This is a genomic window from Streptomyces sp. URMC 124, from assembly GCF_051386455.1.
In the GTDB taxonomy this organism is placed as follows: Bacteria; Actinomycetota; Actinomycetes; order Streptomycetales; family Streptomycetaceae; genus Streptomyces.
The window spans coordinates 1-13069 of sequence record NZ_JBPQTS010000185.1 but is presented as its reverse complement, the minus strand read 5'-3'; the positions used below and the strand labels follow the sequence as shown (position 1 = coordinate 13069).

The 13069-nt window shown below is 74.1% G+C and carries 11 protein-coding genes; 8 read left to right on the top strand and 3 right to left on the bottom strand.

The genetic code is table 11. The features are described 5' to 3' along the window. Positions 1-61 precede the first annotated feature (61 nt). From fes to ACSNOG_RS28600, 3 genes are read right to left on the bottom strand one after another with little or no spacing between them, the layout of a single operon-like run. Complete coding sequence (fes, locus tag ACSNOG_RS28610) at positions 62-1294, bottom strand: enterochelin esterase (RefSeq protein ID WP_436755603.1); 1233 nt, start codon at positions 1292-1294, stop codon at positions 62-64. Between the two features lie 46 nt (positions 1295-1340). Next, entirely contained in the window at positions 1341-3551 is a 2211-nt protein-coding gene (gene fhuB, locus ACSNOG_RS28605; protein ID WP_436755602.1) for a Fe(3+)-hydroxamate ABC transporter permease FhuB, read from the bottom strand. Between the two features lie 14 nt (positions 3552-3565). Further along, positions 3566-4159: a histidine phosphatase family protein gene (locus ACSNOG_RS28600; RefSeq protein WP_436755601.1), complete on the bottom strand. Its 594-nt coding sequence runs from the start codon at positions 4157-4159 to the stop codon at positions 3566-3568. Positions 4160-4458: 299 nt separating this feature from the next. Between ACSNOG_RS28600 and ACSNOG_RS28595 the strand changes: the two genes are divergently transcribed. The 8 genes from ACSNOG_RS28595 to ACSNOG_RS28560 all read left to right on the top strand — a co-directional run. Continuing rightward, positions 4459-4683: a CbtB domain-containing protein gene (locus tag ACSNOG_RS28595; protein ID WP_058042688.1), complete on the top strand. Its 225-nt coding sequence runs from the start codon at positions 4459-4461 to the stop codon at positions 4681-4683. A gap of 21 nt (positions 4684-4704) precedes the next feature. Beyond that, positions 4705-5472, top strand: a complete 768-nt coding sequence (locus tag ACSNOG_RS28590) for a CbtA family protein (protein WP_436755600.1) — start codon at positions 4705-4707, stop codon at positions 5470-5472. A gap of 232 nt (positions 5473-5704) precedes the next feature. Continuing rightward, a complete protein-coding gene (locus tag ACSNOG_RS28585) occupies positions 5705-6649 on the top strand; it encodes a D-alanyl-D-alanine carboxypeptidase family protein (RefSeq protein WP_436755599.1) in 945 nt (314 codons plus the stop codon). A gap of 507 nt (positions 6650-7156) precedes the next feature. Continuing rightward, positions 7157-9142, top strand: a complete 1986-nt coding sequence (locus ACSNOG_RS28580; protein ID WP_436755598.1) for an ABC transporter ATP-binding protein — start codon at positions 7157-7159, stop codon at positions 9140-9142. 10 nt (positions 9143-9152) lie between these two features. Then, a complete protein-coding gene (locus ACSNOG_RS28575; protein ID WP_436755597.1) occupies positions 9153-9311 on the top strand; it encodes a hypothetical protein in 159 nt (52 codons plus the stop codon). Positions 9312-9792: 481 nt separating this feature from the next. Continuing rightward, on the top strand, positions 9793-10443 hold the full coding sequence (locus ACSNOG_RS28570; RefSeq protein WP_436755596.1) for a DUF4360 domain-containing protein: 651 nt from the start codon (positions 9793-9795) through the stop codon (positions 10441-10443). 351 nt (positions 10444-10794) lie between these two features. Beyond that, on the top strand, positions 10795-11328 hold the full coding sequence (locus ACSNOG_RS28565) for an ATP-binding protein (RefSeq protein WP_436755595.1): 534 nt from the start codon (positions 10795-10797) through the stop codon (positions 11326-11328). Between the two features lie 210 nt (positions 11329-11538). Next, positions 11539-13069: PAS domain-containing protein (locus tag ACSNOG_RS28560; protein WP_436755594.1), on the top strand; the 1531-nt coding region annotated here is incomplete at its 3' end.

Below are 13069 nucleotides of genomic sequence, written 5' to 3'. Positions count from 1 at the left end.
GGCCGGGAGCGATGCGTGTCGCTCCCGGCCCGCGGCCGTTGTGCAGGACCCCCGTCTCCGGTCAGCCCCCGTCGCCCAGCAGCGCCGCCAGCCCGTCCGCGAGCCCCCCGCGCCAGCACGCGTAGTCGTGGCCGCCGTTGAACTCGCCGTAGGCGACGTCGTAGCCCCGGGCCTCCAGCACGTTGCGCAGGTGGCGGTTCTGCGGCAGGAGCATCCACTCCTGCAGGCCCACCTCCACGCGGAGGCGGACGGGCAGCTTCTCGCTCACCGCGAACTGCCGGGTCAGCCACTCGCTGCCGACGTCGAACTCCGTCCCGTCCGGCCACCAGAAGGAGCCGGACTGGGTCAGGGCGTTGCCGAACCGCTCCGGCCGCCGGAACGCCGCGAACGCGGCCGTCAGCCCGCCCGCGCTCTGCCCCGCCACGACCGTGCGTGCCGCCTCGCCGGTGGTCCCGTGAGTCTGCGCGGCCCACGGCAGCAGGACGTCCGCCAGCCAGTCGACGAACGTCTCGCTGCAGCTGAGGTCCTCCATGCGGCGGGCGCGGCCCATGGTGTCCACCATCAGCGTGACCGCCGGCGGGACGCGGCCGTCCGCGTACAGGTTGTCCAGCGTGGTGCCGAAGTCCAGGACCGGCCCCCACATCTCGCCGTCCAGCAGCACGACAACGGGGTACGGGCCGGCGTCCGCCCGGTGCCCGGCGGGCAGGTGGACGTGCACGCGCCGCCCGTCGACCACGGCGTCGGCCCGCGTGCCGCGCGCCGTTCCGGGCCGGGGAGCGTACCACTCCTGGGCCGGCGCGTCCGGGAGGGCCATCACCGACGACGGGTTCCGCCCGTCGCGCGAGGGCAGCTGCGGGAGCGTGCTGAACGGGTCCGGCACGGCGGCGTCCAGGACGCGCAGCCACGCCGTACGGTCCGCGCGCAGCGTCTCCTCGCGCGGGCCGTGGGCCACGAAGAACTGGTACGAGGCCCGGTGGTCGGCCCGCAGCCGGTGGCTGATGGCCCACGCATCGGTGCCGTCCACCCGCTCCATGAGGTGCGGCGCGAGGTCGCCCGCGTGCCGGTCCTTGTCGGTGACGGTGTGCAGGAGGGCGAGCACGTCGGAGGCGGGGCGGGCGGGGTCGTCGCGCCACAGGAAGGTGACGAGCCGCCAGGCGGGGTCGCCCTCGGGGTCGGGTTCGACGAGGGGCGTGCCCTGGGTGGCGGCGTGCCGCCAGAAGGTGCCGACGGCGTCGGGTATGCCGTGACGCACGGCGGCGGCGAGCTCGCGGAGGGCAGGACTGCGCAGTTCCATGGGCTTCCTTGTCTCAGGCAGGTGAAACCAGGGGGCTGGGTGACGACTACACGCGCGTGGCGGCCGAGCGCCCCAGCAGCACCCACAGCAGGAACGGTCCGCCGAGAACGGTGCTGACGATGCCGACGGGGATCTCCACCCCGTCGAGCGCGACCCGCCCCACGGTGTCCGCCAGGACGACGAGCGTGGCGCCCACGAGCAGGGAGCCGACGACGGGGACCCGCAGCGGCCCGGCCAGCCGGCCCGCGATCACGGGTGAGGCGAGGGCGATGAAACCGACCGGCCCGCAGATCCCCACCGCCAGGCCCGCCAGGCCGACCGCGAGGAGCATGCACACCAGCCGCACCCGGCCGGGCGCGACGCCCAGCGAGGCGGCGGTGGAGTCGTCGAACCGCAGCGCGTTGAGGTGGCGGGCGACGGCCAGGGCGAGCGGCACCAGGACGGCCAGGCCGATGAGGACCGGCACGGCCACGGAGTAGCTGCGGCCGTTGAGGCTGCCGGAGGTCCACACGTACAGCGAGCTCGCCGAGTTCAGGGAGCGGCGCGAGAGGACGACCTGGGTGACCGCCGAGGCGAGCGCCGACATGGCGAGCCCCACGACGAGGACGCGGTAGCCGCGCTGCCCCAGGCCGCCGGAGACGGCGGTGACGACGAGCACGGCGACGAGCGCGCCGAGCGGGCCCGCCCACCACGCGCCGAACGTGCCGCTGAGGGTCGCCGAGAGCAGGACGGCGGCGGTGGCGCCGTCGTTGACGCCGAGGAGCTCGGGCGTGGCGAGGCGGTTGCGGGCGAGGGTCTGGGTGAGGCAGCCGGCGAGGCCGAGGGCGGCACCCGCGGCGAGCCCGGCCACGATCCGGCCGAGCCGGAACTTCTGCACGAGCAGGACGTCGAACCGGTCGCCCGACCCGAAGACGGCGCTGAACGTGCGGCTCAGGCTCATCTCGCTCTGCCCGGCGTACGCGGAGAGCACGACCGCGCCGACGAGCAGGGCGGTCAGGGCGAAGGCCGCGACGGCGGCCCGGCGCGGCACGAGCAGCGACAGCGAGCCGCTGCGGACGACGAGGGTGTCGGCGCCGCCGTGCACTCCCTCGTCGCGCGTGCCCTTGCGGGGGCGCGGCAGCCTGGCCGCGACGCCGCGCCCGCCCTTCGGGCTCTCCTCCGCGGCGGGGTCGGTCATGCCCATCGAGGCCATGCGCCGGGAGCGGACGATGGCGATGAGGACGGGGGCGCCGAAGAGGGCGATGATGACGGAGACGGGCGCCTCGAACGGCCGGGAGACCACGCGGGCCAGGACGTCGGAGCCGGTGAGCACGCCCGCGCCGATGAGGCCGGCGAGCACGATCTGGGCGGTCAGGCGCGGTCCGGTGACGGCCCGTGCGAGGAATCCGGCGAGCAGGCCGAGGAAGGAGATGGGGCCGACGAGCGCCACGGACGCCGCGGTGAGCAGGGTGACGGCGACGGCCACGACGACGCGGATGACGCCGGGCCGGTGGCCGAGCCCCTTGGCGAGGTCGTCGCCGAGGGCGAGCGCGGACAGCGGACGGGCGATCAGCAGCGCGACGACGAACCCGACGGCGAGCACGGGCACCAGGCTGCCGAGCTTCGTGAAGCCCTCGACGCCCGCGAGCGAGCCCAGGACCCAGAAGCGGAAGCGGTCGTAGGTCTCGGCGGAGTTCACGATGAGCACGCTGGTGATGCCGCCGAAGGTGGCTCCGAGCGCGGAGCCGGCGAGCACCAGCCGCATCGGGGAACCGCCGCCGCGGCGGCTCGCGATGAGCAGCACGAGCGCACTGGCCAGGACGGCGCCGCCGAAGGCCCACAGGAGGTAGCCGTAGCCGCTGCTCACGCCCAGGAAGGCGATGCCGACGACGACGCCGAGCGAGGCCCCGGCGTTCACGCCCAGCAGGCCCGTCTCGGCGAGGGGGTTGCGGGTGACGGCCTGCAGCAGGCATCCGGCGGTGCCGAGCGCGGCTCCGACGGCCAGCGCGGTGAGCGTCCGGGGCAGGCGCAGGTCGCCGACGACCAGCGAGAGCCGGGAGCTGTCGCGGGCCCCGTTCCGCCCGAGGACGTAGTCCAGCACGTCCCCGGCCCCGACCTCGCCCGCCCCGACGGACAGGGAGAGGGCGGACAGCACGAGGACCCCCACCACGAGGAGGGCCGAGGCGGTCAGGACGGCCCGGTTGCCGTGCACACGCCCCACCGGGGCCTGTTGGCCGGCGGGCTGCACCTCCGGGGGGCCCACTTGCGACACAGTCATAAGGTAAGGCTAGCCTAAGGAGTTTGTGTTTCCGCAGGCGAGGCGGTGTCCGCCGCCCCCGGCGACAGCGGAACGCCGCAGCGCAGGTTCCACCGGCCCCCGCGCCCCGACAACTCCGTCACCGACAGGGGCAGCACGTCCAGGCGCCAGAACGTCTGCGGCGGCAGGGCCAGGGCGTGGACCAGTGCCGCGCGGATCACCACCGGGGTGGTCACGGCCAGCACCCTGCCGTCCTCCAGGCCGTCCAGCCACGCCCCGGCCCGGGCGACGACGTCGAGGACCGACTCGCCGCCGTGCGGCGCCGCCCCGGGGTCCGTCAGCCAGGCGGCCAGGGCCTTCGGTTCGTCCGCACCGACCTCCGCGAGCAGCCGCCCGTGCCAGCGGCCCGCATCGAGGTCGCGCAGCGCCGGCTCGGGCCGGGCCGCGGTCAGGCCGAGGGCCTCCGCGCTCCCGGCGCAGCGGGCCGACGGCGCCGTCAGCACCCGCGCGGCGGCCGGCAGCGCACCGGCCGCCGCCCTCGTGCGGCGCGCCCCGGCCGCACCGAGCGGTCCGTCGTCGCCGAACCGGGCCTCGTGCGCAGGGGTGTCGGCGGCGGGTGAGATCAGCATCACACGGACGGTCACGGTGGTCCTCGTCCCCCTCTGTCAACGGGCGGCGTCTGCCGCGAATCAGCAGATCACGGGCGCGGCCGAAGCCGCGCGCCGGGGTGAGCATCCGCACGCCGTAGCGCAGGTCACGCGTGCGCGGTACGGTCGCGTGGCAATGACGACGGTGTGACGGAAGCCCGGTGAGATCCCGGCACGGTCGCGCCACTGTGTACCCGGCGGAGCCCCGCAGGGAAGTCAGACCCCGCACCGTCGTCCTAGGCCCCAATGATCGGGACGCGTGTTCCCCAGGAGGTTCTGTCATGGCCCAGTCCGCCGCCCCCGCCGCCGGTTCGTCCGCCATACCCGCGGTCGCCCCCATCTCGCTCAAGCAGATCGCCCCGTGGGCGCTCTTCGTCGGCATCCTGATGCTGGTCCTGCTCTACTTCGTCGGCGCCGAGCAGGGGGCCACGTCCCTCATCGCCGGCGAGAACGTGCACGAGTGGGTCCACGACGGGCGCCACCTGCTCGGCTTCCCCTGCCACTGACGACCCGCCAGGGGAACCACCGTGAACTCGATCTCCGTCAGAGCCCTGCTGGTCCGCGGCATGCTCGCGGGCCTCGCCGCCGGCGTCCTGGCCCTCGCCGTCGCCTACTTCCTCGGCGAGCCCCACGTGGACGCCGCCATCGCCTTCGAGGAGGCGCACAGCCCCCACGACCACGGTGAGGGCGGTGAGGACCCGGTCAGCCGCACCATGCAGTCCACGGCCGGGCTGGCCACCGGCATCCTCGTCTACGGCGTCGCGCTGGGCGGCATCGCCTCGCTGGTCTTCTGCGTCGCCCTGGGCCGCATCGGCCGCTTCGGCCCGCGGGCCACGGCCGCGCTGGTCTCGCTCGGCGCGCTCCTGGCCGTCTACGTGGTGCCGTTCCTGAAGTACCCGGCCAACCCGCCCTCCGTGGGCGACCCCGACTCCCTCGACAAGCGCACCGCGCTCTTCTTCCTGATGATCGCGCTCAGCATCCTGCTGGCGGTCGGCACGGTCATCCTCGGCAAGCGCCTCGCGCCCCGGCTGGGCAACTGGAACGCGACGGTCGCGGCGGGGGCGGCCTTCGTGGTCGCCGTCGGCCTGGCCTACGCCTTCCTGCCCTCGGTCAACGAACTGCCCGACGACTTCCCGGCGGGCCTGCTGTGGAAGTTCCGCCTGTCGGCCCTGGCGACCCAGCTCCTGCTGTGGACCGGCTTCGGCCTCGTCTTCGGCCACCTCGCCGAACGGCTCCTGACCCCGCGGGCCGGGGCGCCGGACGGCAAGGCGCGAACGGCGGCACCGGTGGGCTGAGGCCGCACCGGCGCCTTCGGCGCACCCTCGCAGAAGAGCCCGCCCGGGCCACCGGGGGGGCTCTTCCCCGTCCTGCCGCCGCCGCTCCCGTGGACTCCCGTGGCGGCGCCCCGCCCGCCCCGTCAGCCTCTTAAGTCCCGCTCACCCGTTAGGGGTTCGGATTTCTTCCCGCGCGCGGGCTGGTGCGACGATGCCGCTCGCCCGGACCCGACAGCCTAGGAATGGAGCCTTGATGCAGCGACGTGGGGGAGAGCAGGACCGCCGCCGGGGGGCGTGGGGAGCGCCACTGGCGGCAACGGTGACGGCGACGGCCGCGGCCCTGGCCGCAGGCCTGCCGGCACCGGCCGCGCACGCCGCGCCCGGCCCGTCGGTCGACGCGAAGGGCGCCTATCTGATGGACGCCGGCTCCGCGCGCCGGCTGTGGGCCAAGAACGCGACCGTCAAGCGGCCCATGGCCAGCACCACGAAGATCATGACCGCGGTGGTGGTGCTGGACACCCCGGGCGTGAACCTGGAGCGGCAGATCGAGATCAAGCAGTCCTACCGCGACTACGTCCAGCGCACCGGCGCGAGCACGGCGGACCTGCGCACCGGCGACAAGCTCACGGCGCGCCAGCTCCTCTACGCGCTGATGCTCCCCTCCGGCTGCGACGCCGCGTACGCCCTCGCCGACGCCTTCGGCACCGGGCCCGACGAGGCCGCGCGGACGAAGTCGTTCGTCGCCAAGATGAACGCCAAGGCCCGGCAGCTGAAGCTGCGCGACACCAACTACGACTCCTTCGACGGCATCTCCTCCGCGGGCAGGAACTACTCCACCCCCCGCGACCTGGCCGAGCTCTCCCGCTACGCCCTGCGCAGCGCCGGCTTCCGCACGGTCGTCTCCGCGCTGAACACCCAGCAGAAGGCGAAGAACGTCAACCGGCTCTACACCTGGTACAACACCAACAAGCTGCTCGGCTCGTACAGCGGGGTGACGGGCATCAAGACCGGGACCACCACGGCGTCGGGGCCCTGTCTGGTGTTCGCCGCCCGGCAGGGCGGGCGCAGCGTCGTCGGCGTCATCCTCAACGACCCCACGAAGCGCTACCCGGACGCCGCCGAGATGCTCGACTACGCCTTCAAGAAGCGCACGCCCCTGAAGCTGCGCCGGCTGCCCTCCGCGGCGCACGAGGACTGAACCTCCCCGCGCGCGTCCGCCGCGCCCGCCCGGCAGCCGAGCCCGGGCCCCCGTCGGGGGTCCGGGCTCGCGTTGTACCAACTCCCGGGAGACAGCGGTGATTTATACCTGAACGAGTGAACAGTCCGCGCTGAACTGTGGGTTGGTGAACTTTCCCGCGGGCCGGGGCGGCTAGAGTCCTCCTGTCCGGAAACGGGCACCGGAAGGCCGCGGAAACCCCGACGGCATCGGACGGCTCACGTCCGCCGGGGTCCCGTCCACACACCCCTCAGTCCGACTCCCCGGCACGTCGCCGCGTACCGCAGCCGCGGCGTGCTCCTCGGCCATGCCCTTGGCACGGATCGGTTCACCGACGCGTCTCGCCGCCAAGCACCAGCGCCCTCCTGCCCGCACCCGCCGGCCCGCCCCACCGTCCTCAGGAGGAACCATGTCCCGCCCTGCGTCCCCCGCGGCGGCACCCCCCACGTCCGTGACCGGCCCGCGAGCCTACCGCGTACCGGAGGCACGATGACGCCCTTCGCGCGGCGGCCGCCGCAGCCGATCCCCGTCTCGGAGAGCGAAGTCCTGCTGTTCGGCGGCGCCTTGCGGCACGACAAGGCCTTCGTCAACCACGAACGGCCCCTGCTGCGCCTTTCGTTCTGGTCGATGGCCCGCCGGCTTCCCGCCATGGTCGCCACCGTCACCCGGGCCGCCTGGCGCGAGGACCGTCCGGCGCTGCTCGTGCTCGTCGGCGCCGAACTGGGCCAGGGGCTGACGCGCGCCTTCGGGCTGGTCGCCGCCAACCGCGCGCTGACCGCCCTCTTCAGCGCGGGCCCCACGGCCGGGCGGCTGCGCGAGGCCCTGCCGTCGCTGCTGGCCGTCACCACGGTCGCCGCCGCCGCCGCGCTGCTCTCCGCGGTCTCCGTGGCGGCCGCGGGGCAGCTGGAGCCGAAGGTGGAGCGGGTGTGCACCGCGCGCTTCTACCGCGGCGCGGTCCGCGTGGAGCTCGCCGTGCTGGAGGACAAGGACTTCCACCGCCTGCTGGACGCCGGCCGGTTCGGCACCGACTCGGTCCGCCTGATGATCGGCTCGTCGGTCACCGTCGTCAACGCCGTCGTGGGGCTGGCCGCCTCCGCCGGGGTGCTCGCCCTGCTGCACCCGTCGCTGGTGCCCATGCTGCTGCTCGTGGCCGCCCCCAAGGGCTGGGGCGCGGTCGTCACCGCCAGGCGGCAGTACGCCTCGCGCCACGCCTGGATCGAGCACCGGCGCGCCATCTCCGTCATCACCTCCACGCTCACCGGCCACGACACCGCCGCCGAGATCCGGGTGCACGGCGCGGGCCGCATGCTCGTCGGCGCCTACGACGACATGGCCGCCACCGTGGAGAAGGAGCAGCAGCGCCTGGCCCGGGCCGAGGCGGTCACGCGCACCGCCGCGTCCGCGCTCTCGGGGACGGCCTCGCTGGTCGTCTACGGGGCGCTGTGGCTGCTGCTCGCCTCGGGCGGCATGCCGCTGGCGGTCGCCGGCACCGCGGTGATCGCCGTGCGCGCCGCCGGCGCGAGCCTCACCGCGCTGGTGACCCAGGTCAACCGGCTCTACGAGGAGGCCATGTACCTCAGCGACCTGGAGCGCGCCTGCGCGGAGGCCGAGCGGCACGCCATCCCCGAGGGCGGCACGCCGCTGGTGCCGGGCGTGAAGGAGATCCGGCTGGAGAAGGTCACCTTCGTCTATCCCGGCGCCCCGGCGCCCGCGCTCAGCGAGGTCAGCCTGACCGTCCCGCCGGGCAAGGTCGTCGCGCTGGTCGGTGCGAACGGCTCCGGCAAGACGACCCTGTCCAAGCTGGTCGCCGGGCTGTACCTGCCCACGTCCGGGGAGCTGTACTGGAACGGCGTCGAGATCCGCGACGCCGACCGCGACCTGCTCTTCGACCAGATCGCCGTGCTGTCCCAGGACTTCCCCCGCTGGCCCATGACGGCACGGGCCAACGTCCACATCGGCCGCCCGGGGATGCCGCCCGACCAGGAGCGGATCGAGCGCGCGGCCGCCGAGTCCGGCGCGGCCGGCGTCATCGACTCGCTGCCGCACCAGTGGGACAGCCTCGTGGTCAAGGGCTTCGAGCGCGGCACCCAGATCTCCGGCGGGCAGTGGCAGCGCCTGGGCAGCGCCCGCGCGCGCTACCGCCGCGCACCCCTGCTGATCGTCGACGAGCCGACGTCGGCCCTCGACCCCAAGGCGGAGGCGGAGGCGTTCCAGTCGCTGCGGTCGCTGACCGACGGCGGCACGACCGTCCTGCTGATCACCCACCGGCTCGCCGCGACCGCGACCGCCGACCTCATCTACGTCCTCGACCGGGGCCGGGTGGTGGGGGAGGGGACGCACGAGGAGCTGATGGCCGTCGACGGCGGCCTGTACCGGTCGATGTACGAGCTCCAGGCGGCCCAGTACGGCTTCGCCTCTTCCCCCGGCCCTGCCCTGCGCAAGAGTTCGCCGCATGCACAGCCCGCCCAGACCTGAGGACAAGGCGGTGCCCGCTCCGCCCGCGCCGCCGCCGGAGCCGCTGGGTCCGCTGGCGAGCACCTTGCGCGACGTGCTGGGGTGCCTGGGTGTGATCACGGCCGCGGTTCTCATCTCCCTCCTGTGCGTCCATCTCGGCCAGGCCTTTCCGGGGCTGGCCGCCAAGTGAGTAGAGGAACGCCGTAACCGCCCCCGGGGTTACGGGCCGGAGCCGTATCGAATTCCGGGCGCTTGTGGGGCTGACGATTTCGGTGTGATGGATCACGCCGCCTCCTGTGTTTAACGGGAGGCGGCTGCCGGGAAAAACGGGGTGAATTCGCGGTTCCGGGTGAGCGCCGGGCGCGGCCCATTTCACTGTATTGGGCAAGTGTCTACAGGCGCCGGGGGGTTGTGGCTTCCCACCCACCCCGGTCACCTGGGTCTCCGTTCGGACGGGAAAACCGGGGAACGGTTGTCCGACGCGGAGTCTGGCGGACTCGGGTGGCGCCTCCTACCATTCGAACGCTCCCCGTCCCCAGGGGTCGTTCGGACGCGGGGCATGGCATGTGCATGCCCTAGCGATCCGCGCTCTCATCCATTCCGGTCCGGCGTCCTCCGGGTCCCGGCCCGAAATGCAGCCGCTCATTCCGAGGACAACCGATTGGAGAGCCATGCCCGGCGCCCTTATCGCAGGAGCCGCGCTCGCGGCACTGTTCGCCTCGCCGTTATCCACGTACGACGCCTCGGTCATCGTCAATCCGCCACCGGACAAGATCGTGATCGAGATCGCCACGGTCAACGGCTCCGGCTGCCCGGCGGGTACGGCCGCGGTGGCCGTCGCGCCCGACAACACGGCCTTCACGGTCACCTACAGCGACTACCTCGCCCAGGTCGGCGTGGGGTCCAAGCCGACCGACTTCCGCAAGAACTGCCAGCTCAACCTGATCGTGCACGTGCCGCAGGGCTTCACCTACGCCATCGCCAGCGCGGACTACCGCGGTTACGCGAAGCTGGAGGCCGGTGCGACCGGCACCCAGAAGGCCTCGTACTACTTCCAGGGGTCCTCCACGACGACGCCGAGCTCCCACGTCTTCCGCGGCTCGTACGCGGACAACTGGCAGGCCACCGACCGCGTCGACGTGGCGGCGCTGGTCTGGGCCCCCTGCGGCGAGAAGCGCAACTTCAACATCAACACCGAGCTGAGGGTCAACGCGGGCAGCTCCGACCCGTCCAAGACCACCAGCTTCATGACCATGGACTCCACCGACGGTGACATCAACACCGTCTACCACCTGGCCTGGAAGGAGTGCCCGAGGAAGTAGCGGGCCCGTCCCCCACGAGGGTGCAGGGGCCGGCCGGCGGGGCCGCGGACCGCGCGTCACCGCCCGGCCGGTCCTCTGCTTCCGGCCCCGGCTCGCGGCGGGAATTTACGCCGTGCTCACCCGTCCCCACCTGCGGTGATCGCACTCCGGAGGGAAGCGGTGACCAACACGGTATAGACCTCTGGCGAAAAGCAGGCGACTGTGGGGGGAACCACACAGCGAAGACCCACGGCCCGCACAGCTTCCAGGACCGTTACGGCGACGGGGACGAGCTCTCGTCCGGCGCCCTTCGCGCTCACCGATTGCACTTGAAGCCACATGTTTGCAACCAGTCGCGACACCGCGAGTCCCTTGCATCCGGCTGACGCCGTCATCAGCGCCACCGACCCGGTCGCCCACTGGGCCACCTCCCCGCGGAAGCTCCCCGGTCCCTGGGGCCACCAGATCCCCCTGTGCATGCACGGGCCGCTCTCCCGGCGGCAGCCCCACGCCCTGCCCGCCGCCCACACCACGCACGCCGTCTCCCTCCCGGCGACGGAGCGCTCCGCCGCGGCCGCCCGCCGGTTCTGCCGGCAGCTGCTGTCGGCGTGGGGCCTGGACGAGCTGTCCGGCGACACCGCCCTCCTGCTCTCGGAGCTGGTCACCAACGCCGTCCTGCACGCCCCGGAGGCGCCCGAGGGCATCCGGCTCGCGCTGAGCCGGGGCCAGAGCCACCTCATCGCCCAGGTCACCGACGCGGGCGGGCACCTGCCGCGCTGCCGCGAGGCGGGGCCCGACAGCGAGAACGGGCGCGGGATGTGGCTCGTCGAGCAGATCGCCGCCCAGTGGGGCCATCACGCCTCCGGCAACGGCAAGACCGTCTGGTTCACCCTCCGCCTCCCCTAGCGCCCCCGGCCCTCGCGCATCGCCGCGCACCGCCACCGGTGCGGACCTGTGGCTCCGCAACCGGTCGCGCCCGGCTCCATGGGCTGCGCGTCCACCGGTTTCGGAGAGACCATGGAAGTCGTCGCGGCACACGGCGGCGCGAGGACGGGTGAGCCGGCCCGGCCGGCACGAGACCGCCGCGCCGGCCCCGGCGGGCGGAAGGAGGTCCCGATGGGCGCCACCGATGCATTCCGGGCCCGCCCCGTCCTGCCCGCCGGCCGCCCCTCCCTCGTCCCCGGCGGCCTGCTGGACGTGCTGGGCGTGGCCGCCGGAGTGCTGGACCGCGAGGGCCGGATCGTGCTGTGGAGCCCGCAGGCCGAGCAGCTCTTCGGCTGGAGCGCCGCCGAGGCCCTCGGGCAGTACGCCGCCCGGCTGCTGGTCGCCGAAGCGGACGTCGAGGCCGTGCTGGGGCTGTTCGCGCAGGTCATGCACGAGGGCGAGACGTTCGCCGTGGTCTTCCCCGCGCGGCACAAGGACGGCGGCACCCGGCTGGTGGAGTTCCGCAACGTGCGCCTGGAGGACCGGCACGGCGACTTCTACGCCCTGGGCATCGCCACGGACCGGGAGGTCCTGCGCGGGGTGGAGCGGGACCTGGCCCTGTCGCTGCGGCTGGTCGAGCAGTCCCCGATCGGCCTCGCCGTCTTCGACACCGAGCTGCGGTACGTCCTGGTCAACCCCGCCCTGGAGCGCATCCACGGCCGGCCCGCCGCGGCGTGCGTGGGCCGCACCGTCCGCGAGGCCCTGCCCCACGCGGACGCCGACGCGATCGAGGGCGCCATGCGCCGGGTCCTGGCGACCGGAACCCCGCTGCTGGACGAGCTGAGGGTCGGCCGGGCCGGTGGGTCCGCCACCGACGAGGAGGCCCAGCTCGTCTCCTACTACCGGCTGGAGGACCCGGGCGGCAGCGTCCTGGGCGTCGCCACGTCGGCCGTCGACGTCACCGACCGCCACCGGGCGAACAAGGAGGACCGCCGCCGCACCGAGCTGATCGCCGACGCCTCCGTGCTGATCGGCACCACGCTGGAGCTGGAGCAGACCGCGCGCGAGCTCGCCGAGGTCGTGGTGCCCGGGCTGGCCGACGTGGCGGCCGTCGACATCCTCGACACCGTCGTCGACGGCGACCGCGCCGCCGCCACGGACGGGCGGGCCGCCGTCTTCCGGGCGCTGGCCGTCGCCGCGGCGGGCGGGGCGGAGTCCTCGGCCGCCGCGGACGCCGTGCGGGCGGCCGACCCGCCCGGGCAGATCGCCAAGTACGACCCCGACCGGCTGGTCGCCCGCTGCGTGAGCACCGGCCGCCCGGTCAGGGTGCCGCACGTGCACGCCGAGGACCTGCCCGAGATCGCCCGCGACGACGAGGCCGCCCGGCTGCTCGCCCGCGCCGGCCTGCACTCCTACATGGCGGTGCCGCTCATCGCCCGCGGCGAGGTGCTCGGCGCCCTCGACCTCAAGCGCCTGACCGACCCGCGCCCCTTCGACGAGGCCGACGCCGCCCTCGCCGCCGAGCTCGCCGCCCGCGCCGCGGTCTCCATCGACAACGCCCGCTGGTACCAGCGCGAGCGGGCCACCGCCCTCACGCTGCAGCGCTCCCTGCTGCCCCAGCGGCCCCAGGACCCCGCGGGCCTGGAGATCGCCTACCGCTACCAGCCCGCCGGCACCGCCAGCAGGGTCGGCGGCGACTGGTTCGACGTCATCCCGCAGGACG